This is a genomic window from Streptomyces sp. NPDC097129, from assembly GCF_055668065.1.
On record NZ_JBVOQE010000009.1, the window covers coordinates 125,278 to 146,485 of the forward strand.

General features: G+C 73.6%; 22 protein-coding genes and 1 riboswitch. Of the genes, 12 read left to right on the forward strand and 10 right to left on the reverse strand.

What is annotated here, in order from left to right; all coding sequences use genetic code 11:
- The first annotated feature begins 57 nt into the window (after window positions 1–57).
- The 3 genes from AC0B9F_RS25240 to AC0B9F_RS25250 all read left to right on the forward strand — a co-directional run bounded on the left by AC0B9F_RS25240 (window position 58) and on the right by AC0B9F_RS25250 (window position 4,533).
- On the forward strand, window positions 58–930 hold the full coding sequence (locus tag AC0B9F_RS25240) for a TetR family transcriptional regulator (RefSeq protein ID WP_472006331.1): 873 nt from the start codon (window positions 58–60) through the stop codon (window positions 928–930).
- A 159-nt stretch (window positions 931–1,089) separates the two neighbouring features.
- On the forward strand, window positions 1,090–1,521 hold the full coding sequence (locus AC0B9F_RS25245; protein WP_472006333.1) for a Zn-ribbon domain-containing OB-fold protein: 432 nt from the start codon (window positions 1,090–1,092) through the stop codon (window positions 1,519–1,521).
- A 303-nt stretch (window positions 1,522–1,824) separates the two neighbouring features.
- Window positions 1,825–4,533 carry a hypothetical protein gene (locus AC0B9F_RS25250; RefSeq protein ID WP_472006735.1) on the forward strand — a complete coding sequence of 903 codons (2,709 nt, stop codon included), beginning with the start codon at window positions 1,825–1,827 and terminating at the stop codon, window positions 4,531–4,533.
- Window positions 4,534–4,696: 163 nt separating this feature from the next.
- Here the strand turns inward: AC0B9F_RS25250 and AC0B9F_RS25255 are convergent, their stop codons facing one another.
- Window positions 4,697–5,086 carry a PPOX class F420-dependent oxidoreductase gene (locus AC0B9F_RS25255; protein WP_472006335.1) on the reverse strand — a complete coding sequence of 130 codons (390 nt, stop codon included), beginning with the start codon at window positions 5,084–5,086 and terminating at the stop codon, window positions 4,697–4,699.
- Between the two features lie 90 nt (window positions 5,087–5,176).
- On the opposite strand from AC0B9F_RS25255, the gene AC0B9F_RS25260 reads away from it, so the two are divergent.
- The 3 genes from AC0B9F_RS25260 to AC0B9F_RS25270 all read left to right on the forward strand — a co-directional run bounded on the left by AC0B9F_RS25260 (window position 5,177) and on the right by AC0B9F_RS25270 (window position 8,508).
- Window positions 5,177–6,205, forward strand: a complete 1,029-nt coding sequence (locus AC0B9F_RS25260) for a hypothetical protein (RefSeq protein WP_472006337.1) — start codon at window positions 5,177–5,179, stop codon at window positions 6,203–6,205.
- Between the two features lie 47 nt (window positions 6,206–6,252).
- Window positions 6,253–7,053 carry an SAM-dependent methyltransferase gene (locus AC0B9F_RS25265; RefSeq protein WP_472006339.1) on the forward strand — a complete coding sequence of 267 codons (801 nt, stop codon included), beginning with the start codon at window positions 6,253–6,255 and terminating at the stop codon, window positions 7,051–7,053.
- Between the two features lie 99 nt (window positions 7,054–7,152).
- Entirely contained in the window at window positions 7,153–8,508 is a 1,356-nt protein-coding gene (locus AC0B9F_RS25270; RefSeq protein ID WP_472006341.1) for a S1 family peptidase, read from the forward strand.
- Window positions 8,509–8,516: 8 nt separating this feature from the next.
- Here the strand turns inward: AC0B9F_RS25270 and AC0B9F_RS25275 are convergent, their stop codons facing one another.
- The 4 genes from AC0B9F_RS25275 to AC0B9F_RS25290 form a co-directional block, all read right to left on the reverse strand.
- Window positions 8,517–9,050 (reverse strand): hypothetical protein, encoded by a 534-nt coding sequence (locus AC0B9F_RS25275; protein ID WP_472006343.1) that lies wholly within the window; start codon window positions 9,048–9,050, stop codon window positions 8,517–8,519.
- 217 nt (window positions 9,051–9,267) lie between these two features.
- Window positions 9,268–9,453 carry a hypothetical protein gene (locus AC0B9F_RS25280; protein ID WP_472006345.1) on the reverse strand — a complete coding sequence of 62 codons (186 nt, stop codon included), beginning with the start codon at window positions 9,451–9,453 and terminating at the stop codon, window positions 9,268–9,270.
- A 128-nt stretch (window positions 9,454–9,581) separates the two neighbouring features.
- A complete protein-coding gene (locus AC0B9F_RS25285; RefSeq protein ID WP_472006347.1) occupies window positions 9,582–10,280 on the reverse strand; it encodes a L,D-transpeptidase family protein in 699 nt (232 codons plus the stop codon).
- A gap of 77 nt (window positions 10,281–10,357) precedes the next feature.
- The gene (locus AC0B9F_RS25290; protein ID WP_472006349.1) at window positions 10,358–10,978 is read right to left on the reverse strand and encodes a maleylpyruvate isomerase family mycothiol-dependent enzyme; all 621 of its coding nucleotides are present in this window, start codon (window positions 10,976–10,978) and stop codon (window positions 10,358–10,360) included.
- A 70-nt stretch (window positions 10,979–11,048) separates the two neighbouring features.
- Here AC0B9F_RS25290 and AC0B9F_RS25295 point away from each other — a divergent pair, with 70 nt between their 5' ends.
- Both AC0B9F_RS25295 and AC0B9F_RS25300 read left to right on the forward strand, forming a co-directional pair.
- A complete protein-coding gene (locus AC0B9F_RS25295) occupies window positions 11,049–11,987 on the forward strand; it encodes a LysR family transcriptional regulator (RefSeq protein WP_472006351.1) in 939 nt (312 codons plus the stop codon).
- Window positions 11,984–12,157 carry a hypothetical protein gene (locus AC0B9F_RS25300; RefSeq protein WP_472006353.1) on the forward strand — a complete coding sequence of 58 codons (174 nt, stop codon included), beginning with the start codon at window positions 11,984–11,986 and terminating at the stop codon, window positions 12,155–12,157. Before AC0B9F_RS25295 ends, AC0B9F_RS25300 begins: the two co-directional genes overlap by 4 nt.
- A 547-nt stretch (window positions 12,158–12,704) precedes the next feature.
- Here AC0B9F_RS25300 and AC0B9F_RS25305 read toward each other — a convergent pair.
- The 5 genes from AC0B9F_RS25305 to AC0B9F_RS25325 all read right to left on the reverse strand — a co-directional run bounded on the left by AC0B9F_RS25305 (window position 12,705) and on the right by AC0B9F_RS25325 (window position 16,787).
- Complete coding sequence (locus AC0B9F_RS25305) at window positions 12,705–13,502, reverse strand: SDR family NAD(P)-dependent oxidoreductase (RefSeq protein ID WP_472006355.1); 798 nt, start codon at window positions 13,500–13,502, stop codon at window positions 12,705–12,707.
- A 101-nt stretch (window positions 13,503–13,603) separates the two neighbouring features.
- Window positions 13,604–14,518 carry an SDR family oxidoreductase gene (locus AC0B9F_RS25310; RefSeq protein ID WP_472006357.1) on the reverse strand — a complete coding sequence of 305 codons (915 nt, stop codon included), beginning with the start codon at window positions 14,516–14,518 and terminating at the stop codon, window positions 13,604–13,606.
- 110 nt (window positions 14,519–14,628) lie between these two features.
- Window positions 14,629–15,258 (reverse strand): MBL fold metallo-hydrolase, encoded by a 630-nt coding sequence (locus tag AC0B9F_RS25315; protein WP_472006359.1) that lies wholly within the window; start codon window positions 15,256–15,258, stop codon window positions 14,629–14,631.
- Window positions 15,258–16,346: an S-(hydroxymethyl)mycothiol dehydrogenase gene (locus AC0B9F_RS25320; RefSeq protein ID WP_472006361.1), complete on the reverse strand. Its 1,089-nt coding sequence runs from the start codon at window positions 16,344–16,346 to the stop codon at window positions 15,258–15,260. Before AC0B9F_RS25320 ends, AC0B9F_RS25315 begins: the two co-directional genes overlap by 1 nt.
- Window positions 16,347–16,493: 147 nt before the next feature.
- On the reverse strand, window positions 16,494–16,787 hold the full coding sequence (locus AC0B9F_RS25325) for a hypothetical protein (RefSeq protein WP_472006363.1): 294 nt from the start codon (window positions 16,785–16,787) through the stop codon (window positions 16,494–16,496).
- A 177-nt stretch (window positions 16,788–16,964) separates the two neighbouring features.
- Here AC0B9F_RS25325 and AC0B9F_RS25330 point away from each other — a divergent pair, with 177 nt between their 5' ends.
- The 4 genes from AC0B9F_RS25330 (at window position 16,965) to AC0B9F_RS25345 (ending at window position 21,073) form a co-directional block, all read left to right on the forward strand.
- Complete coding sequence (locus AC0B9F_RS25330) at window positions 16,965–17,330, forward strand: nuclear transport factor 2 family protein (RefSeq protein ID WP_472006365.1); 366 nt, start codon at window positions 16,965–16,967, stop codon at window positions 17,328–17,330.
- A 116-nt stretch (window positions 17,331–17,446) separates the two neighbouring features.
- A riboswitch (ZMP/ZTP riboswitch) is annotated at window positions 17,447–17,530 on the forward strand.
- Window positions 17,531–17,550: 20 nt separating this feature from the next.
- Window positions 17,551–18,405, forward strand: a complete 855-nt coding sequence (locus tag AC0B9F_RS25335; RefSeq protein ID WP_472006367.1) for a bifunctional 5,10-methylenetetrahydrofolate dehydrogenase/5,10-methenyltetrahydrofolate cyclohydrolase — start codon at window positions 17,551–17,553, stop codon at window positions 18,403–18,405.
- A 91-nt stretch (window positions 18,406–18,496) separates the two neighbouring features.
- Window positions 18,497–19,726: a glycosyltransferase gene (locus tag AC0B9F_RS25340; protein WP_472006736.1), complete on the forward strand. Its 1,230-nt coding sequence runs from the start codon at window positions 18,497–18,499 to the stop codon at window positions 19,724–19,726.
- A gap of 111 nt (window positions 19,727–19,837) precedes the next feature.
- Window positions 19,838–21,073 (forward strand): YncE family protein, encoded by a 1,236-nt coding sequence (locus AC0B9F_RS25345; protein WP_472006369.1) that lies wholly within the window; start codon window positions 19,838–19,840, stop codon window positions 21,071–21,073.
- The last annotated feature ends 135 nt before the right edge of the window (window positions 21,074–21,208 follow it).

Here is a 21,208-nt window from a genome sequence, read left to right on the forward strand (position 1 = left end):
ACCCTGCTTGAAGGGTACTGAGTGCCAAGATGCGCTCCCAGATGTTACGTTCCGCGCATGAGCTCCAGCGGTGCCGCCTTCGGGCGCGAGGACAAGGCGGAGGCCGGGGTACGGCCGCCGATGCGGGAGGCCCTCGTCGCGGCGGCCTTCCGGCTCTTCCTCGAACGCGGCTACGAACAGACCACCGTGGACGACATCGTGACGCTGGCCGGCGTCGGACGGCGGTCGTTCTTCCGCTACTTCCCGTCCAAGGAGGACGTGGTCTTCCCCGACCACGAGCGCTGCCTGACGGACATGACGGCGTTCCTCGCGGCGAGCACGCCGGGCGACGAGCCGGTGCGGCGGGCGTGCGACGCGGCCCGGCTGGTCCTGCGGATGTACGCCGAGAACCCGGCCTTCTCCGTGCAGCGCTACCGGCTCACCAAGCAGGTGCCCGGGCTGCGCGCCTATGAACTGTCGGTGGTGTGGCGCTACGAGCGGGCCCTCGCGGAGTATCTGCGCGGCCGCTTCGCCGGCCGGCCGGACGGCATCCTGCGGGCGGACGTGATCGCGGCCGCCGTGGTGGCGGCGCACAACAACGCGCTGCGCTCCTGGCTGCGCTCCGCGGGGAAGGGGGACGCGAGCGCCACGCTGGACCACGCGCTCGGTTTCGTGCACGAGGCCTTCGGCGGAGGGGCCGGGGCCGTCGTCACCACACAGGACCGGTCCGCGGCCACCGCGCAGGAGCAGCCCGCCGCCCCCGCACAGGACCGGACCGCCGCCACCGTGGAGGACCGCGCCTCCGTGACCGCGGAGGACCGCGCCTGGGCCCCCGATCGAATGCGGGCGCCGGCCGCGCAGGCCGACGACGTGGTGGTCGTGGTCTCCCGGCGGGACGCCCCGCTGTGGCGGGTGGTGCAGGAGATCGAATCGGCCCTCGGAAGGGCCTAGCGGGTCTTCGTTCCCTTTTCGTGGTACGCAGTACCTTTACGCGTGGCACTCAGTGCCATACGCTGAGGGTGTGCACGGTCCTCCGGTGAACCGGGCACACGCGTGTGCGGGCTGCCCCGCGCACGCCGGATTCCGGCCGAGTGCAGGGAGTTGAGCCGCGTGTACCACCACTCAGGAACCGCCGTGTCCCCGGTAGCCCGCTCCGCGACGGGCGTCCTCGACCACCCGGCCGGCAGCCCGGGGGTCGCCGAGACGCGGGACGCCCTGCTCTTCCAGCGCTGCGCCTGGTGCGGCACCGCCATGTACCACCGCGTGCTGTGTCCCGTCTGCCGCGGCAGCGAACTGCACACGGAGCGCAGCGAGGGCGTCGGCACGGTCCGCCACTCCACGGTCGTACACCGCAACTCCCCCGCCGCGCGCAATGTCTCCCTGATAGAGATGGCGGAGGGCTTCGTCGTGCGGGGCCGGGTGATGGGCCCGCCCATTGGCATCCACAGCGGTGACCGCGTACGGCTGTCCACCATCAAGGACCCGGTGCGCGGCGAGCCGGTCTTCCAGCTGGTCGACGAGCCGTACCGGGCCTGGACCTGACGGGCAGTCACCGGACCCGGGGCGAGGGGGTCACCGCCCGCCCGCTGCTCCCGCGAGGCCGCAGGGCGTCCCCTTCGGGCCGGATGTGACGCTCCCACGACACTCCGCGCTCAGCCGCGAAGTTGACGTGATCCCGTCCCTCGCACAGACAACCCACAGACAACGCTCTCCGTCCTCCGAGGCGCGAGGGGCCCCCGGGACCGACGGGGTGCCCGCGCACGGGGTTGTAAGGAGAGACCATTGTCACCTGCCCGGCTGCCACTGGCCCGGCGCACAGGCATCGCCGCCACGGCGGTGCTCGCGATGACGGGGGCATCGCCGCTGGCGGCACACGCCGCCGCACCCACACGCGAGGCACACCAGACGTCCCTTCCGCCCGGCTGGCGGATCACCGACGAGGGCGCCGCCCGCCACCTCGTGTGGCGTTCGGCGCCCGCGATACCCATGGGCGACGCCCGCGTCGAGTTCCACGCGGGAGGCCGGCTGCTCGGCGTGCCCGCCCCGGCGCCCGACGGCCACACCTTCCGGCTCAAGCTGGACACGGGCGACGCCCCACAATTGACGGACCTTCAGGTATGGGCCGGCGGACGCCGCCTGGACGCACCCGCCGACGGCACCCGGCAGGACCGCCGCACATCGCTCGCCGCCCCGCAGCCACCGGCCCCGCTTCCGGCGGGCCGCGTCGATCCCGGCACGCCGGGCTCCTACCGCACGGCCACGGGCGAGTACGACCTGCCGCCCGTGCGGCTGCCCGGCTTCAAGGCGCCGGTCGAGATGCGCGCGGTGGTCGTGGCGCCGACCGCCGCCCGCGGCCCGCGCCCGCTGGCCCTGTTCCTGCACGGCCGCCACGCCACCTGCTACAAGGGCGAGGAGGCGACCGGCGACTGGCCCTGCCCGGCCGGCACCAAGCCCATCCCCAGCTACCGCGGCTATCTGCGCGACCAGCAACTGCTGGCCTCCCAGGGCTATGTGACCGTGTCGATCTCCGCGAACGGCATCAACGGCCAGGACGGGCAGGCCGAGGACGGCGGCGCGCAGGCCCGCTCCTCGCTGGTCCGGCAGCACCTCGCCCGCTGGGCCGACTGGGCCGCCCACCCGGCCGCGGCCCCGGCGGCCATCCGCAAGGCTGCGAAGGCCGACCTGTCGAAGGTGCTGCTGGTGGGGCACTCCCGTGGCGGCGAGGGCGTCAACCGCGCCGCGATGGACAGCCTCTACCCGCCGCCCACCGCCCAGGACGGCTACCGCGGCCCGGTCCGCTGGCACGTACGCGGCACCGTCCTGATCGGCCCGACGATCTTCGGCCAGAACCCGGTGCCGGACGTCCCGTCCGCGACCATCCTGCCGGGCTGCGACGGCGACGTGTCCGACCTGCAGGGCGAGGTCTACGTCGACGGCACCCGCGGGGTCAGCCGCGGCCGCGCGCTGCACAGCGCCGTCTACGTGGAGGGCGCCAACCACAACTACTTCAACACCGAGTGGACTCCGGGGAAGGCCCAGGCGCCCGCCGAGGACGACTTCTTCGACGACCCGGACCACAAGGACCCGGTGTGCTCGCCGGGCAGCCGCACCCGGCTGACCGCCGACCAGCAGCACCGGGCCGGCTCGACCTACATCGCCGCGGCGGCGCGGCTGTTCGTCGCCGGTGACGACCGCGTGCGCGAACTGCTCGACGGCACCGGCCGGCGGGCGCCGTCCGCCGGCCCCGCGCGGGTGCTCACCCACGCGGTGGGAGCGCAGCGCGGCGCGGGATTCCTGCCCGACGGCAAGGTGAGCGTGACGGGCGCCCGGCTGTGCTCGGCGGTGGACCCGAGGCCCGCGCTCGCCTGCCTGGGCGAGGACGCCCACGGTGTCTCCCCGCACTTCGCCCAGTGGGAGACCGGCCGCGAGAACGGGCGCCGCGCGGTCGCCCTGCGCTGGTCGGCGCCGGGGGCCCCGGCCCGCGTCCAGCCTGCCACGCCGCTGTCCCTGACCGGTGCCTCGTCGCTGGCGCTGCGCGTCATCGTGCCGCCGAACAGCAAGGACACGCGGCTCGACGTCGCCGTCACCGACACCCGCGGCCGGCGGGCCGTCCTCGGCCGGGCCGCCGCCGACGGACTGCCCGGCAGCGACCGCACCGCCTCCTACTGGGCGCGCGAGCTGCGCGTCCCGCTCACGGCCGCGACCCGCGCCGGAGTCGACCTGCGGCACGTGAAGTCCCTGGAGCTGACCCCGCGTTCACGGGCCGGGCAGGCCTGGCTGATGGACGCCTGGGCGTGGCGCCCGGGCACGCCCGCGGTGCGGGAGGCCCCGCTCGCCCGGGTGGACCTCGGCCGGCTGTCGGTCAAGGAGGGCGACTCCGGCGTACGCACCTACCGGGTGCCGGTGCGGGTGTCCGGGCACGGCGCCGGCCAGGTGCGGGTGTACGTCATGGACCCGGTCACCGGCGAGGCCAGGGACCGGCTGGTGACGGTACGCCCGGGCCGCGACGACATCGCCGTGGCCGTCCACGTCGAGGGCAACAAGCGCTTCGCGTACGACGTGGCGCACGATGTCCTCGTCAAGGCGGTGCAGGGCACCGTCGTCGGGTCGCACCGCGGCGGGGTGACCGCCCTGAACGACGACCCGATGCCGAAGATCTCGGTGACCCCGGTCGCCGACCGGGTGACCGAGGGCCAGGCGCTGCGCTGGAGGATCACGCTGTCCGAGCCCGCGGACACCGAGATCGGCGCGTCCTTCACGGTGGTGCCGGTGACGGGCGGCCCGGAGCTGTCCACCAAGGACGTCGACCCGGCGTGGCTGCGGGACGCCTCCGGCGCCGAACCGGATCCGGAGCGGCCGCTGTCCCAGGTCGAGTACCTGGGCGTGTGGGCGTCGGTGCCGGCGGGCACAACGAGCACGGAGGTGTCCGTGCCCACCGTCAAGGACACGGTGGCCGAGCCCGCCGAGTCCGTGCGGCTGACGGTCACGGACGACTCGGGTACGCCGCTGCCGGGCGGCCCGGTGCTGACCGGGACGGTCCTGGACGCGCCGTAGCCGACGACAGGCGCCCTGGCCGGCCGCGCGCGGTGCGGCCGGCCAGGGCTCACGGGCGAGCGGTCCGCTCCTCGCACCCCCGACCGGCTCACGCCCTCACGCACTCACGCACTTACGCGCTTCCTCGCTTACGGCTTACGGCTTACGGCTTACGGCTTACGGCTTACGAGTTCAGTGTCACCCGGATGCCCACCGTGCCGTCCGGGCCGCGCCGGATGCGGCTGCCGAGCAGGGTGAGGCGGCCGACGAGGCCGTACTTGCGGGCGATCAACTGCCGGTAGCGGCCTACGGTCGCGGCGTCCGTGATCTCGGCCGTGCCCGGGACCTGCTCCCCCGTCGGGTTGCCCCGCGCGTCGCACGGGCCGACCAGGACGTCGGCGCGGGCCCTGATCCGCTTGACCTTGTAGGAGCCGGCGACGGTCCACACCCCCAGGGCGTCGCCGTCACGCACCACCCACACCGGGGTGGCGACGGGGGTGCCGTTGCGGCGGTAGCTGGTCAGCAGCAGGTACGAACCGGCGCCCAGCCGGTCCAAAGGGGTGTCGTCGTCCATGCCGGGCAGTGTAGGGCCGTTCATCGCCGGGCCGCCGGGGCCGGCGATGCGCGATCCTTGAGGTGCGGCAGGAACGGGAAAGGGCGTGGCGTGACCTGGAACCGGGCGGACGGCCGGCGGGCGGACGAGGCACCGCTGGAGGTGGCGTGCGACGAGTCGGGCTCGGACGGCGAGAACCTCGTCGGCGGGAACACCGACGTCTTCGCGCACGCGGGCGTGCGGCTGCCGGTGGACCTGGCCGAGGCGGCCGTGGGCGAGGTCCGCGACCGCATCCGCTCCCCCGCCGAGGAGTACAAGGCCGGGCATCTGCTGCGGGAGAAGCACCGGGCGGTGCTGGAGTGGCTGCTGGCGCCCGCGGGCCCGCTGGCCGGGCAGGCCCGGGTGCAGCTGACACAGAAGGCGTTCGTGGTCGTGGAGCAGGCGGTCGGGCTGCTGCTGGACGAGGACGGCGAGGCCGCGAGGAGCGTACTGCGGGCAGGAGCGCGGGCGTTCGGTGACGAGCCGTGGGCTCGGTTCCTCGGCGCGGCGAACCGGCTGCTGCGCGTGCGCCACGACGGGGAGCCGCAGACGCCGGTGGCGGAATTCTTCCGCACGCTCGAGGCGCTGCGCGAGACGGGCCCTCCCGCTGCGGCCCTGGACGTCCTGGACCGGCTGGCGGGTGCGCGCGCCCGCGCCCGGGACTACCGGGACCGGCTCCTGGACGGGCCGCCGCTCGTGCCGGTGCTCGACCCGCTCATGCCGGCGATCGTGCGCACGGCGGTCTCCTGGAGCGCCGGCGGCCGGCCGGTCGTCCTGGTGCACGACCGGCAGAATCTGCTCACCGAGGACCGGATCGCCTGGATCGTGGCGACCGCCCGCCATCGCGGCGCCGCCCTGGCCGGGGTGCGGCTGGTCGCCGCACGCGACGACGCCCGGGTGCAGCTCGCCGACTTTCTCGCCGGTGTCGCCCGCAAGATCGCCTCCGACGAGCTGAACGGGCACGGCGACACCGTACTGACCACGCTACTGCGGCCGTTCGTGGCCGCCGAGTCCGTGTGGGGCGACGAGGACACCTGGGCGCGGCTCGGCCCGCGCACCCAAATCGGCGGAGTGGCAGCGCGGCTGGATTCCGCCGTCTAGATTGCGTGCTGTCCCCGTATCGTCCCCGTTTCTCCAGGAGCCGGCCCGTGACCGACAGCCAGCGCGCGCGTATCGACACCTCCCAGCCGCACACCGCCCGCATATGGAACTACTGGCTCGGCGGCGGTGACAACTACGACGTCGACCGCGCGGCCGGCGACCAGATCCGCCAACTGCACCCGGGTATCGGCGAGTACGCCCGCGAGGACCGTCTCTTCCTCGGCCGGGCCGTGCGGCACCTGGTCACCGAGGCGGGCATCCGGCAGTTCCTCGACATCGGCACCGGCCTGCCGACCGCGGACAACACCCACCAGGTCGCCCAGCGGCACGCCCCGGACGCCCGGATCGTCTACGTCGACAACGACCCGCTGGTGCTCGCGCACGCCCGCGCCCTGCTGTCCAGCACCCGTGAGGGCGTCACCGACTATCTCGACGAGGACCTGCGCAACGTCGACGCGATCCTCGAACACGCGGCGAAGACCCTGGACTTCAGCCGGCCCGTCGGGCTGATGCTGCTCGGCGTGGTCATCTTCGTCGGCGACGAGGAGGACCCGTACACCCTGGTGCGGCGCCTGCTCGACGCGTTGCCGCCGGGCAGCCACCTGGTCCTGTCGCACACCGTCACCCACCCGGCGATGCCGGACGTGGACGAGGCGGTGAAGTTCTGGAACGAGCACGGCACTCCGAAGCTCACCCAGCGCACCCCGGAGGCCGTGGAGCGCTTCTTCGACGGGCTGGAACTGCTGGAGCCGGGCGTGGTGTCGTGCTCGCGCTGGCGTCCCGACGCGACCGACGGCACCGAGCCGGCGGAGGTGGCCATGTTCGGCGGAGTGGGCCGCAAGCGCTGAACACGCCCGGGCCCGGCGCCGTATGGACAAGGGGCGCGCGCCGACCGGCGCGCCCCGCGGCCCGCAGGTCGCGCGTTCGGGTTTCGGGAGCCAGGCATCATGAGGCACGCACGACGACGGATCGTGAGGCGAGCGGCACGGCTGGCGGCCGCCGGTGGTCTCCTGCTGGGCGGGGCCATGGTCACGCAGGCCGTCGCCAGTGAGCCGCCCGGCCCGCCCGCGACGCCGCACACCCTCGCGCAGCCGGCCGGGGACAGCGGTGCGGGGCTGGTGCGGCGGCTGGGCACGGGGCGTACGGCGGGCAGCTGGATCGGCGCCGACGGGCGGCCGGTCGTCGCCGTCACCGACCGGGGCGCGGCGGAAGAGGTGCGGCGAGCGGGAGCCGAGCCGCATCTGGTCGGGCACAGCCTGGACGAGCTGAAATCCGCGGCGGGCGTGCTGCGTTCGGCGCCGCGGGTGGCCGGCACGTCCTGGGCCGTGGACTACCGCACCAACGAGGTCGTCGTGCGCGCCGACCGCACCGTTTCGGCCGCCGACTGGTCACGGCTGGCGCGGGTGGCGCACGGCATCGGCGGTTTCGTGCGGATGGAGCGCACGAACGGGACGTTCACCACCCGGCTGAACGGGGCACAGCCCATCCTGTCGGCGGGCGGGCGCTGCTCGGCGGGGTTCAACGTGACCGACGGGCGGGCCGATTTCATCCTCACGGCCGGGCACTGCGGGCCGAAGGGTTCGGTGTGGTTCGCGAACGCCGGCGCCGCACGCCAGGTCGGGCAGAGCGTCGCCTCGGACTTCCCCGGCTCCGACTTCTCGCTGGTGCGGTACGCGAGCGGCCGGGCGGGCGAGGCGGCCGACGTCGTCGCGATCGGCGGCGGCACGGGGGTGCGGATCACGGGCGCGGCGGATCCGGTGGTGGGGCAGCGGGTGTTCCGCAGCGGCAGCACCAGCGGGCTGCACGACGGGCGGGTGACCGGACTGGACGCCACGGTGAACTACCCGGAGGGCACGGTCACCGGTCTCATCCAGACCGATGTGTGCGCCGAACCGGGCGACAGCGGCGGCCCGTTGTTCTCCGAGGGCGTCGCCCTCGGGGTGACCTCCGGGGGCAGCGGGGACTGTTCCTCGGGCGGTACGACGTTCTTCCAGCCGGTGACGAAGGCGCTGCGGGCGCTGGGCGTGCGGCTGATCGTGTCGGCGCAGGCCGCCCCGGGCGGCGGTGTCTCCGCCACGGCTCCGGCGTCGGCCCCCGGCGGGGCGTCGCCGGGCGCGCCGGCCCCGGTGGGCGGCGGCGCACCGGGGACCGCGCTGTTGTCCCGGCTGACGGACACCCGCAATGTGGGGCCGGGGCTGCTGGTCGTCGCGGGCAGCCTGATCGCGCTGGTGGCCACCCGCTGGCTGCGCGCGGAACAGGACCGCAGGGCGTTTCGCCGGCACTACTCGACGATGTGGGGCTGACGCACCCGTCAGCTCAGGCTCGGCAGCACCGCCGCCACGGCCGCGCCCTGCAGTCCCACCGCCTGCCTGGAAGTGACCCGTTCCTGCAGGACCGCGAGGCCCAGGACGACGGGGACGGCCGGGTAGAGGGAGGCGAGCACAACGGCGACGCACCCCGCGGTCACCGGCCACAGCCCGCTGTCCGGGCCGGCCTGGCAGAGCGCGAGGTACCGCACGGCGGCGCCGGCGCTGGCGAGCAGCCCGTCGCGCACGCCGGAGCCGGGCGTCGCCGCGCCCCCGGCGACGAGCCACAGGGCGGGCACGGCGGCGGCGATGCCCGCGCAGGCAACGGGAGCGGGCCGATCGCCGAGCAGCAGCACGCCGCACAGCACGGACAGCGCGACGGAGGTGACGGCGCTCACGGCACGACGACGCTCTCCCCCAGGAGGACCCCCACCCCCGCGGGTGAGTCTCCGGTTGAGGAAGAGCATGGCCAGGCCGCTGCCCACACCGGACAGCGCGCCCCAGGCCGGGTCGGCGGGGGCGGCGGAGGTGGCGGACATCACCCGCGCGGCCACGGCGGCGAGCAGCAGCCCGCCGGTCTGGCCGAGGAAGGTGACGGGCGCGGAAGGGGGCGCGCCGGGACAGCAGGCGGCCGGAGAAGTCGACGATGCCGTGGGCGAGGGCGGAGGTCAGAGCGAGAAGGGCACCCACCGGTCAGAGGGTGCCCTGAGATGATGCCGGAATGCGCGGCGGGAGGCGGGAGGTGTTCGGGCGACGCTAGGCCGCGTTCACCGGCTGGTGGGCCGCTGCGGCCCACTCCAGGACGAGGCGCTGGTACTCCTCGCGCTGCTCGCCGGTCAGTGTCCCGCCCGACCGGCGCCACAGGGCCCGGATCTCCTCGTTGACCTCCGCGGCCGATCGCTCGGAGGCGGGTTCAACAGTGGTGGACATGCTGTGAAGCATACGGCGCTGAAGGTGAAGGCGCTGTGAGTAAGGCCTCACAATCGCGACATTACGGACGTGTCAATGATCACGTCCAAACGGGGCAACGGGAGGGGGCGGCCGTCCGGGCACAGCCCCCGGCGGCGCCGTCAGGTGCCGGGCTTGCGGCCGTAGACGAAGACGTCGTCGCCGTTGCGCAGCAGTGACCAGTACTTCTTCGCATCGGTCTTCGTCATGTTCACGCAGCCGTGCGAGCCGGGCGGGTTCCACATGCTCACGCCGACCGAGTGGAAGGCCTGCCCGCCGTCGAAGAACTGGCTGTAGGGCATGGCCACGTTGTAGACGCTGGAGACGTGGTCGATGTCACGCCAGTAGATCTTCTTCAGGCCGGTGCGGGTCTCGTAGCCGTCCCGGCCGGTGCGCACCGGGACCGGGCCGTAGACGAGTTTCCTGCCGTCCTGGATCCAGCTGAGCTGGAGGGTGAGGTCGACGCAGGCGATACGGCCCTTGTTCACGGGGCACTTGCCCGACTTGTTCGGGTTCTTCCCGACGGCCTTCTGCTTGTTCATGAGGTCCATCACACCCCAGGTGACGGACCCGGCGTAGCCGATGTTCGGCGTGATGCCGTGTCTGGTCTGGAAGGCCTGGATGGCCTTGCAGTCGGCGGACGACTGCCTGCCGTCCACCGGGCGGCCGAGGAACTTCTCGACCTGCTTCTGGTAGGGGCCGGTGCTGGTGGTGCAACTCGACGCGGCCTGCGCCGGAACGGCGCCGAGCGCCAGTGTGAGCGGCGCCACCAGTCCGGTGACGCCGAGGGCGACGGCGCCCCGACGGCCTATGTGCCTCATGTCCGGTATCTCCCTTGCCCGTCCTGCGGTCTCTGCCAGGTAGACAGGCCTGCGGGGGTGTTGGTTGCAAGGGCCGGTCAGGCTGTGACGAATCGGTGAACTTCCGGCCCGTCGAGCCGGGCGGCGGGCAGCCGCCGCCCGAAGGCGACGAGCAGCAGATCCTGCGCGGCGCCGTGCAGCGGGCTGCCGGTGCCGTAGGACCAGTCGAGGTCGTCGGCGACGAGGCGGACGCCGGTGAGGTCGGCGCCGAAGAAGCGGGCGCCGCGCGGGGAGATCGTGCCGAGGACGATGCGCAGCCGCTCCTCGGGGACGCGGCGGCCGAGTCCGAGAGCGGCGGTGACGTCCAGGCCGTGCACGACGTCGTGCCCGAGGGCCGCGGCGCGCCCGCCCACCGGCGGTCCCCACGGATGGCGGGCGTGGGTGCGCAGGAAGCCGGCGAGTTCGGCGTCGGGGTGGGCGGCCGCGTCGCGGTGCGCGAGCCGGTCGGTCATGCGGTGCAGGCTGCCGCGCGCGGCGAGCAGCTCGACCAGGACGCGCGGCAGGGAGTACCGGAAGCCCATCGACATGTGGGCCACCACTTCCCGCACCCGCCAGCCCGCGCACAGGCTGGGCTGCTCCCACTGGTCCGGAGTGAGCGAGTCGAACAGGTCGGCCAGGTCCCGGCGTTCGGCGGCGATGGCATCGTCTGTGGTCCTCATGTGTCCAGGATCCTGCCCGCCCGGTCATAAGTCCAAGAGACGTTCGCTCTTCCATCTAGCATCATCCGTTATGGAGTTGAGGCAGCTGCACTACTTCGTGACCGTCGTCGAGGAGGGTGGCTTCACCCGCGCCGCGGCACGGCTGCATCTGGCACAGCCGGGGCTGAGCGCGCAGATCCGCCGGCTGGAGCGGGAGCTCGGGCATCCGCTGCTGGACCGCTCGGGCCGCGCGGTGCGGCCGACGGAGGTCGGGGAGGCGGTGCTGCCGTACGCGCGGGCCGCGCTGGCGGCGGTGGACGGGGTGCGGCAGGCGGTGGAGGAGTTCACGGGGCTGCTGCGCGGCCGGGTCGCGATCGGGATGGTGCCGGGCACGCTCGGGCACGCGATGGATCTCGTCGGGTTGCTGGCCTCCTTCCACGAGGAGCATCCGCGGGTGGAGATCACGCTCACCGAGGACACCTCCGACCGGATGCTGCAAGCGGTGCGCCACGGCGAGCTGGACCTCGCGATCGCGGGCCTCGCCGAGGAGCAACCGCCGCCGGGCGTCGGCCACCAGGTGGTCATCGACGAACCGCTCAGCGCGGTCGCCGCCGCGCACCACGAGCTGGCAGCCGCCCATGGTGGATGCGGCGCCCTGCCGGTCGCCGCACTCGGCGGGCACCCCCTGATCACCCTGCCACGGGGCACCGGTGTGCGCGGGGTGCTGGAACGGCTGTGCGCGGAGGCCGGGTTCCGGCCGCGGGTCGCCTTCGAGGCGGCGACCCCGCGGGCGCTGGTCGAGCTGGCCGCGCGGGGGCTCGGCGTGGCCGTCGTACCCGGGCGGCTCGGCGGCGAGGGGCTGCGGGTGTGGCAGGTCGACCATCCCGGGGCGCGCGGCCGGGTGGCGCTGGCCTGGCGGTCGGACGGCCCGGTCTCCCCCGCCACCCGCACCCTGCTCGGACGCCTGCGTACCGCCGTACCGCAGGAGGCGGAGGCCGCGGGGGACGCGGCGCGAGGCACGGCTGAGTGACACCGGCGGCCGCCGGGCGGGGCTGGGACCAGGTGACGCCGCCGGTCGCCGGGCGGGCTACGGCTGGTGACGCCGCCGACCACCACGCGAACCACCGCCGGACGACCCAGCACTCACCGCCGGGCCGCGGACTCGGCGACCGCGCCGACCGCCGGGCGGCCTACGGCTAGTGACGCCGCCGACCACCACGCGAACCACGGCCGGACGACCCAGCACTCACCGCGGGGACGCGGACTCGGCGACCGCGCCAGCCGCCGAGCAGGCTACCGCTGCTGACGCCGCCGACCACCACGCGAACCACCGCCGGACGACCCAGCACTCACCGCCGGGACGCGGACTCGGCGACCGCGCCGGCCGCCGGGCGGCCTACGGCTAGTGACGCCGCCCGACCTCCACGCGAACCACGGCCGGACGACGCAGCGCTCGCCGCGGGGGCGCTGGCTCGGTGACACTGCCACTTGCCGGGCGGGCCACCGCTCGGAGATGCCGCATCTCCCCATGCGAACGCCGCTCGGTCGCACCGCCTTCTCGCCACGGAGAGCACCCCCCGGTGGCACCGCCGGTCGCACCACGCTGAGCACCCTCGGTGGCGCGCCGGTCGCCCACGCTGAGTACCCCTCATTGGCGCCGCCGGGTAGGGCCGCGAGCCAGCGCTCGGTTCCCCCGCCGCTCGCTGCACGCGCTACCGCCCGCTGCCCCCGCCGCTCGCCCCGCGGGCTACCGCTCGGTGGCGGCGTCGATCGTTGTGCGGAAGCCGGTGTGGACGGTGGTGAGGCCGCCGTCGACGGTCAGTGTGGTGCCGGTGATCCAGGCGGCGTCGCGGGAGGCGAGGAAGGCGACGGCGGCGGCGATGTCCTCCGGCTCGCCGACCCGGCCGAGGGGATACAGGGGGCGCAGAGCGTCGAGTTCGCGCTCGCGGCCCTCCCAGGCGGAGGTGCGGACCGTGCCGGGCACGACCATGGTGACGCGCACCCCGCGCGCGGCCGCGTGCCCGGCGAGGGTGCGGGTGAGTGAGGCGAGGCCGGCCTTGGCGGCACTGTAGGCGTGGTTGCCGAAGTCCTGGACGCCGTTGACCGAACCGATGTTGACGATGGCGCCGCGTCCGGAGGCCGCCAGGTGCGGCAGGGCGGCACGGCAGCAGCGGTAGGCGCCGGTCAGGGTCAGGTCGAGGTCACGCTGCCACACCTCGTCGGATTCGTCCTCGAAGCGGTCGGCGTCGGGGCTGCAGCCGTAGGCGTTGTTGACGAGGACGTCCAGGCGGCCGAACACCGTCATGGCGTGCGTCACCGCCGCCTCGACCGAGCACCGGTCGGCCACGTCGCACGCGAACGCCTCGGCGTCGAGGCCGCGTTGGCGCAGGGTGTCCGCGGTGCGCTGTGCCGCGGGCAGGTCGGCGTCGGTGACCAGGACACGGGCGCCCTCCTCGGCGAGGCGGCGGGCGGTCGCGGCGCCGATGCCACGTGCGGCGCCGGTGACGAGGGCGGCGTGTGCGTCGAAGCGTGTCAGCTGCGTCATGGACCGACGGTAGTGCGGCGGAGATCGTCCCGACAGGTGGCGTACGGGCACGTTCCCCGGGTCAGGGGTAATCGTGCCCGCGGCGTGGCCGGGGCGGTGGGTCAGCGGTAGCCCGTGGTGTCCGCCGGCCTGCCCGCTTCCTGGACCTCGGTCAGGTAGCGCCAGGCGTCCGGGCGGCTGCCGTCGAGGTCGGTGAAGCCGTACTCCTGGGCGAGGCCGCCGCTGGACAGGGACCGGCCGTTGAAGCGGGCCACGTCCGGGTCGGCGGCCAGGGCCGCGACCGCGCGGCCGACATAGCGCGGGCTCTCGGAGATCGCGAAGTGCGGCTCGCGCCCGACGGCGTCACGCCAGTTGTCCTCGCGCACCCCGAAGTGGTCGAGCATGATCTCCGAGCGCAGCCAGCCCGGGGTGAGGGCGACGGCGGTGGCGCCGCGCGGGCCGAGTTCGTGGCCCAGGGAGAAGCCCATGCGCAGCACGGCCGCCTTGGCGAGGTCGTAGAAGAGGTTGTTGCGGTAGGTGTCGCGGTTGTACTCCGCGGTCCCGTCGGTCATCTCGACGACCAGTCCGCCGGGACGGCGCAGCAGCAGCGGCAGGGCGTGGTGGCTGGTCACGAGGTGGGTCTCCACGGCGAGCCGCAGCAGCCGCAGTCCGTTGTCGAGGTCGTGCTCCCAGACGGGCGTGTCCCACTCGAAGAGCGTCTCGCCGCCCCAGATGTCGTTGACGAGAACGTCGAGGCGGCCCTGCTCGTCGTCGACGCGGTCGACCACGGCGCGGACCTGGCCGGGGTCCAGATGGTCGGCGGGTACGGCGATGCCCTTGCCGCCCGCCTCGGTGACCAGGTCGGCGGTGTCCTCGATGGTCTCGGGGCGGTCGTACTCGGAGCGCCGGGCGCGGGTGGTGCGACCGGTGACGTACACGGTGGCGCCGGCCGCGCCGAGTTCCACCGCGATCCCGCGGCCCGCGCCGCGCGTCGCTCCGGCGACGAGCGCCACCTTGCCGTCCAGCGGACGTGACATGTCCGGCCTCCTTTTTCCCTGGGTGAGGTGCGTCGTCCCCGAGGATGTCGCGGAAGCCGGACACTTCTGTCAGGTTTTACGGCCGGTCACTCGCTCGGCCCGCCCGCCGTTCAGTGTCCCCGGTCGATCCACTCCTGCAGGTGCGGCGCCTCCGCGCCGATGGTGGTGGCGTCGCCGTGCCCGGTGAGCACCCTCGTCTCGGGCGGCAGCTTCAGCAGACGGTCACGCAAGGAGGTGATGATCGTCGGGAAGTGGGAGTACGAGCGGCCGGTCGCGCCGGGGCCGCCCTGGAAGAGCGTGTCGCCGGTGAAGACGGCGCCGAGACCCGGGTCGTACAGGCACACGGCGCCCGGCGCGTGCCCCGGGGTGTGCAGCACGGTCAGGTCGGTGCCGGCGGCCTCGATGACCTGCCCGTCGACCAGGTGGGCATCGGGGTCGCGGTCGGGATGGGTGAGCTTCCAGAGCGGCAGGTCGTCGGGGTGCAGCCAGATCACGGCTCCGGTGCGGTCGGCGAGTTCCGGCGCGGCGCCCACGTGGTCGTTGTGGGCGTGGGTGCACACGATCGCGGTGAGGCGGCGGTCGCCGACGGCGCGAACGATGGCGTCGGCGTCATGGGCGGCGTCGATGACGACGACTTCGTGGTCGTCGCCGACGATCCACACGTTGTTGTCGACGTCCCAGGTGCCGCCGTCGAGCGTGAACTGCCCTGAGGTGACGAGGCGTTCGATGCGTGCGGTCATCACAGCACCACCACCGAGCGCAGCACGTCCCCGTGGTGCATCCGCTCGAACGCCTTCTCCACCTCGTCCAGCCGGACGGTCTCGGTGACGAACTTCTCCAGCGGCAGGCGCCCTTGCAGATGCAGGTCGATCAGCACCGGGAAGTCGCGGGAGGGCAGGCAGTCGCCGTACCACGACGACTTCAGCGCCCCGCCCCGCCCGAAGACGTCCAGCAGCGGCAGTTCCAGCTTCATCTCCGGTGTGGGCACCCCGACCAGCACGACGGTGCCGGCGAGGTCACGGGCGTAGAAGGCCTGGGTGTACGTCTCCGGGCGGCCGACGGCCTCGATGACGACGTCGGCGCCGAACCCGCCGGTCAGCTCGCGCACCGCCTCCACCGCGTCGGTCTCCTTGGAGTTGACCGTGTGGGTGGCGCCCAGCTTCTCGGCGGTGGCCAGTTTGCGGTCGTCGATGTCGACGGCGATGATGCGGCCCGCGCCGGCCAGGCGCGCGCCGGCGATCGCCGCGCCGCCGACGCCGCCGCAGCCGATCACGGCGACCGAGTCGCCGCGGGTGACCCCTTCGGTGTTGATCGCCGCGCCGATGCCGGCCATCACCCCGCAGCCGAGCAGCCCGGCGACCGCCGGGGAGACGGCCGGGTCGACCTTGGTGCACTGCCCGGCGGCGACCAGCGTCTTCTCCGCGAACGCGCCGATACCGAGGGCCGGGGAGAGCTCCTGGCCGGTGCCGGCGAGGGTCATCTTCTGCGTGGCGTTGTGCGTGGCGAAGCAGTACCAGGGCTTGCCGCGCAGACAGGCCCGGCACTGTCCGCACACCGCACGCCAGTTGAGGATCACGAAGTCGCCGGGCGCGACGTCGGTGACGCCGTCGCCGACGGACTCGACGACACCGGCGGCCTCGTGCCCGAGCAGGAAGGGGAAGTCGTCGCTGATGCCGCCCTGCTTGTAGTGCAGGTCGGTGTGGCAGACCCCGCAGGCCTGGACGCGGACCACGGCCTCTCCGGGTCCAGGATCGGGCACGACGATCGTCTCGATGCGCACCGGCTCGTCCCGGCCCGGCGCGATCACGCCGCGTACTTCCTGCGCCATGCTGCTCCATCCTTCCCTCGACGGGGCATCCGTCCCGGTTCCGACCCTACGCGTGATCAAGCGCCGGGGGACCGAGGACGGGGACAGGGGCAGGGACATGCGAAGGGGCCGCCCGTCGGGGCGGCCCCTTCGCGGGGTTCCATGGTCTCAGCCGACGGGGAGCAGGCCGGTCACCGGGGCGACCAGGTCGGTGACCTGGTGGAGTTCGTTCAGCTTGTTCAGTTCGTTGACCTGGTTCAGCCCGGCCAGCTGCTGGGAGACCCGGGGAACCTCGTCCTGGTGCTCGGCCGGGATGTCGCTCGTGGTGAGCGAGTCGAGCACGGCCATCGGGTTCAGCTGTCCGGCGTCCGGGGCGCCGGCGGCGCTGGCCGCGGGGGCGGCGAGGCCGGCGATCCCGGCGGCGAGTGCGGCGGCGGCGACGATACGACGAGTGGAGATCATGCCTTCAGCAACGGCGGGAGGTGCCCTGTGGACACGGGCACGCCGGGCAGCTCACCCGTCAGGCGCAGCGCCCGGGCTGCGCTTGCGGAGCCCGGCGGGGCGGAGGAGCCTTTGGGGTAGGTCCCGTGTGCCCGTCTCCCCTCCTCCGTCGGGCCGCGGCCTGGCAAGGAGGTCACCATGGGCAGCACGGCACACACCGGCTTCGACACGGAGACTCTGCGCAGGGGCATCGAGGACCGCACCGCCGAGGCGCTGCTGTCCCTGTACGCGGACGACGCGGAGATCCGTCTCGTGAACCGCAATGCTCAGCCCAGCAATCCGGCGGTGCTGCACGGCCGCGACGAGATCCGCGAGATGCTCGACGACGTCTACAGCCGTGACATGACGCACAAGCTGGAGCAGTGCGTGGTCCAGGGCGACCGCGCGGCCTACTGCGAGTCCTGCGAGTACCCGGACGGCAACCGCGTGCTGTCCGAGTCGATGATCACGCTGACGGACGGCAAGATCTCGCAGCAGATCATCGTCGAGGCGTGGGACGAGTAGCGAGACGAAAGCGGGCGGTCCAGGTCGGCTCATGGCCGGCCTGGACCTGTTGTGTGCGGCACCGGGGCTGTGCGCGGCACCGGGGGCGGGGGCTGCGGAGGGGCTCGGTTACCCTGGGCGCGGGCCGTGACTGGCGCTGAGGTGGAGCACCACCGGGGAGCGGCCCCATGGAGTCGATGCCGTGCGCCTGGGCGAAGTCCTACCGCTCAGGAGTCGCATCATGACCCAGGCCCGCCTCATGGACGGCACCGCGCTCGCCCGCCGCACCGTCGAGGAGACCGCCCAGCGCGCCGCCGACCTCACCGGGCGCACCGGGACGGCGCCGTGTCTCGCCACGGTGCTCGTCGGCGAGGACCCCGCCTCCGTCACCTATGTGCGGATGAAGCAGAACCGCTGCCGCAAGGCCGGCATCGACTCGCGGCACGTGGCACTGCCCGCGAACACCACGACCGAGGAGCTGGTGGCGACGGTCCGGGCGCTGTCCGCCGATCCGTCCGTGCACGGCATCCTGCTCCAGCACCCCGTGGGCGACCACATCGACGAGCGGGCCGCGTTCGAGGCGATCGCGCCGGAGAAGGACGTCGACGGCGTCACCTTCGCGTCGTTCGCGACGATGAGCTTCGGCCTGCCGGGTTTCGTGTCCTGCACACCGGGCGGGATCGTCCGGCTGCTCGACGAGTACGGCGTCGACCCGTCGGGCAAGCGGGCGGTCGTCGTGGGCCGCAGCGCGATCCTGGGCAAGCCGGTCGGGATGCTGCTGCTCGCCCGCGACGCGACCGTCACCTACTGCCACTCGCGCACCGCGGACCTGTCGGCGGCCGTGCGGGAGGCGGACATCGTCGTCGCCGCCGTGGGCCGCCCCCGGCTGATCCGCGGACAGGACGTCAAGCCGGGCGCGGTCGTGATCGACGCCGGCTACAACGAGGGCAACGTCGGCGACGTCGACTTCGGCTCTGCGGTGGAGCGGGCCTCCCTGATCACTCCGGTGCCGGGCGGGGTCGGCCCGATGACCATCGCCACGCTGCTGGAGCAGACGGTGGACGCGGCGGCCCGGCAGCTCGGGGCGTCGGTGTGACGCCGTAGCACCCGAAGTGGCCGTTTCCCGCGGGTCGTTCGTGCGGCCACCCGCTGTCGTCGTCATACTGCGCTGCGTGCGTGTGGCGATCATGACGGCGGGTTCCCGGGGCGACGCGGCCCCTTTCACCGGTCTCGGGCAGGCCCTGGCGCGGGCGGGCCACGACGTCACCCTGGTCACCCACGAGCGGTTCGCGCCGCTCGTGGCGGGCTCGGGGGTGGCCTTCCACGCGCTGCCGGTGGATCCGCGGGCCGAGCTGGAGTCGGCGCGCGGCCGTGGCCTGCACCGCAGCGCGACCGGGGTGGGCAAGCTGGTGCGCGTGGTGGGGATGGCCCGGTCGGTGGCCGGCCGTATGACCGACGCGTTGCTGGAGGCGGCCGAGGGCGCCGACGTGCTCCTCCTCGCCGCCGCGCTCGCCCCGCTGGGGCACGCCGTCGCCGAGGGCCTGGGCCGGCCGAGCCTGGGCCTTCAGCTGCAACCGATGGCCGCCACACGGGAGTTCGCGCCGCCTTTGCTCACCACCGGCTCGTGGGGTGGGGCCGCGAACCGGGTCGCGGGGCTCGGGGTGAACCTCGCCGTGGAGCACGTCTTCGCCTCCGCGGTGCCGTCCGTGCGGGCCCGGCTGGGCCTGCCCGCCGTCCGCCCGGCCGCGGCGCTGCGCGCCCGGGAGCGGCAGCGCTGGCCGGTGCTGCACGGCTTCAGCCCGCTGGTGGTGCCGCGGCCGCGGGACTGGCGGCCGGGACTCGAGATCACCGGCTACTGGTGGCCGTACGACCAGGAGCGCGAACTGCCTGGGGAGCTGCGGGAGTTCCTGGCCGCCGGGCCGCCGCCGGTGTTCGTCGGGCTGGGCAGCGCCACCGTGCCCGACCCCCGCGGCTTCAGCGCGGCCGTCGCGGGAGCGCTGCGCCGGGCGGGGCTGCGCGGGGTGATCCAGCGCGGCTGGGGCGGGCTGAGCGCCGACGGCGACGATCTGCTGCTCGTCGACGAGGTGCCGCACGCACTGCTGTTCCCCCGCATGGCGGCGGTCGTCCATCACTGCGGCGCGGGCACGACCGCGGCGGGACTGCGGGCCGGGGTGCCGGCGGTGCCGGTGCCGATCCAGTTCGACGAACGTTTCTGGGCGGCCCGGCTGGTGAGCCTGGGTGCCGCCCCGCGCGCCCTGCCGCTCGGCCGCCTCACCCCGGACGCCCTGGCCGGCGCGCTCGTGGAGGCGGTCACCGACCCGTCGTACGGGCAGCGGGCGAGGGCCCTGGGGGCGCGCATCCGCGCGGAGGACGGCACGGCGCCGGTCCTGCGGGCGCTGGAGCGGATCGCGCTCTAGGTTGCGTCCGTGCGTCCGTGGTCTTGCCGGGGCGGGCATCCGTCCTTACTTTTCAGTAAGTCTCTTGTCTGTCACGTGTGTTCGGGTCCCACCCCACCCCGAGGAGCCGTCATGCCCGCCTTCGGACCGCGAGTTGTGTGCACGGTCGCCGCCGCCCTCGCCCTCACCGCGGCCTCACCCGCCACCGCCGCCCATGCCACCGGGCTGCGGGAGGTGCTGTTCGTCGGCAACAACTGGGACGGCACCGCCGACGTCCTCGCCTCCGCCGGCGACTTCACGCGGGTCGGCCGGATCAGTGTCGTACCGGACAAGGAACAGCGGCTCGCGGAGATCAAGGCCGACCCGGTCAAGTGGGTGTACTTCATGGCGATCCGCAACAGCGTCGGCGAGGGCCACGACCAGTTCGCCGACGACATGTACTCCACGCCCGACGGCCGGTCGGTGGTGGTCTCGCGGCCCAGCTTCGCCGACGTCGTCTCGATCGATCTGGCCACCGGCAAGGTGAACTGGCGTTTCCCGGTGGCCGGTTACCGCGCCGACCACATGGCCGTCTCCCCCGATGGCACCCGGGTCGCGGTGTCCGCGTCCACCGCGAACACCGTGCACGTCCTGGACATCGTCACCGGCCGGCAGCTGGGCTCCTTCGCCACCGGGGACAAGCCGCACGAGAACATCTTCACCAAGGACGGCAAGTACCTGTGGAACATGGCCATCGGTGACGTGAACACCGCGCTGGACGCGCCCTGGCTGGACTGGACGAAGGGCGACCGGCACATCACGGTCGTCGACGCGACGACGTACAAGCCGGTCAAGGTGATCGACATGCGCGAGCGGCTCGACGCGATCGGGCTGAAGGACTACTCGGACGCGGTGCGGCCGGCCGTCTTCTCCCCCGACGAGTCCACGCTGTACTTCCAGGTGTCGTTCTTCAACGGCTTCTTCGAGTACGACCTCGCCACGGACCGGATCACCCGGGTGAAGACCCTGCCGAAGAACCCCGCCACCAGCGACGACCGCACCACCTTCGTGAACGACTCGCGCCACCACGGCCTGTCGATGAAGCCGGACGGCAGCAAGCTGTGCGTGGCGGGCACCATGGACGACTACGCGACCGTCGTCGACCGCGCCACCCTCCAGGAAGGTCCGCTCGTCCCCGCGTCCAAGCCGTACTGGGCCACGGTCAGCGGCGACGGCCGGGACTGCGTGATCTCCGAGAGCGGCGCCGACCAGGTCACTGCCATCGACTTCAGTACCGGCCGCAAACGGGTATCGGTACCGGTCGGCGACCATCCGCAACGCGTACGCCTCGGCCACGTCGCCGCCGACTGGACCGGCCCGGCCAGCTGAGCGCGGGCCTGTCCGGCGAGGAAAAAAATTCCGTCGATGGGGGTGTGACAGGGACGGTTCGGGGTAGGCGCGACATAGAGAGACGAGGCATGCAGCGCATGCGTCGCCGGAGAACCGTCCTTCGAAGGAGGTCCG

Excerpts from the sequence above, each read along its gene's own strand:
- AC0B9F_RS25240 (WP_472006331.1), top strand. The coding sequence starts at position 58 with ATGAGCTCCAGCGGTGCCGCCTTCGGGCGCGAGGACAAGGCGGAGGCC.
- AC0B9F_RS25250 (WP_472006735.1), top strand. The coding sequence starts at position 1,825 with ATGACGGGGGCATCGCCGCTGGCGGCACACGCCGCCGCACCCACACGC.
- AC0B9F_RS25255 (WP_472006335.1), bottom strand. The coding sequence starts at position 5,086 with ATGGACGACGACACCCCTTTGGACCGGCTGGGCGCCGGTTCGTACCTG.
- AC0B9F_RS25270 (WP_472006341.1), top strand. The coding sequence starts at position 7,153 with ATGAGGCACGCACGACGACGGATCGTGAGGCGAGCGGCACGGCTGGCG.
- AC0B9F_RS25275 (WP_472006343.1), bottom strand. The coding sequence starts at position 9,050 with ATGTCCGCCACCTCCGCCGCCCCCGCCGACCCGGCCTGGGGCGCGCTG.
- AC0B9F_RS25280 (WP_472006345.1), bottom strand. The coding sequence starts at position 9,453 with ATGCTTCACAGCATGTCCACCACTGTTGAACCCGCCTCCGAGCGATCG.
- AC0B9F_RS25285 (WP_472006347.1), bottom strand. The coding sequence starts at position 10,280 with ATGAGGCACATAGGCCGTCGGGGCGCCGTCGCCCTCGGCGTCACCGGA.
- AC0B9F_RS25290 (WP_472006349.1), bottom strand. The coding sequence starts at position 10,978 with ATGAGGACCACAGACGATGCCATCGCCGCCGAACGCCGGGACCTGGCC.
- AC0B9F_RS25295 (WP_472006351.1), top strand. The coding sequence starts at position 11,049 with ATGGAGTTGAGGCAGCTGCACTACTTCGTGACCGTCGTCGAGGAGGGT.
- AC0B9F_RS25305 (WP_472006355.1), bottom strand. The coding sequence starts at position 13,502 with ATGACGCAGCTGACACGCTTCGACGCACACGCCGCCCTCGTCACCGGC.
- AC0B9F_RS25310 (WP_472006357.1), bottom strand. The coding sequence starts at position 14,518 with ATGTCACGTCCGCTGGACGGCAAGGTGGCGCTCGTCGCCGGAGCGACG.
- AC0B9F_RS25315 (WP_472006359.1), bottom strand. The coding sequence starts at position 15,258 with ATGACCGCACGCATCGAACGCCTCGTCACCTCAGGGCAGTTCACGCTC.
- AC0B9F_RS25320 (WP_472006361.1), bottom strand. The coding sequence starts at position 16,346 with ATGGCGCAGGAAGTACGCGGCGTGATCGCGCCGGGCCGGGACGAGCCG.
- AC0B9F_RS25325 (WP_472006363.1), bottom strand. The coding sequence starts at position 16,787 with ATGATCTCCACTCGTCGTATCGTCGCCGCCGCCGCACTCGCCGCCGGG.
- AC0B9F_RS25330 (WP_472006365.1), top strand. The coding sequence starts at position 16,965 with ATGGGCAGCACGGCACACACCGGCTTCGACACGGAGACTCTGCGCAGG.
- AC0B9F_RS25335 (WP_472006367.1), top strand. The coding sequence starts at position 17,551 with ATGACCCAGGCCCGCCTCATGGACGGCACCGCGCTCGCCCGCCGCACC.
- AC0B9F_RS25340 (WP_472006736.1), top strand. The coding sequence starts at position 18,497 with ATGACGGCGGGTTCCCGGGGCGACGCGGCCCCTTTCACCGGTCTCGGG.
- AC0B9F_RS25345 (WP_472006369.1), top strand. The coding sequence starts at position 19,838 with ATGCCCGCCTTCGGACCGCGAGTTGTGTGCACGGTCGCCGCCGCCCTC.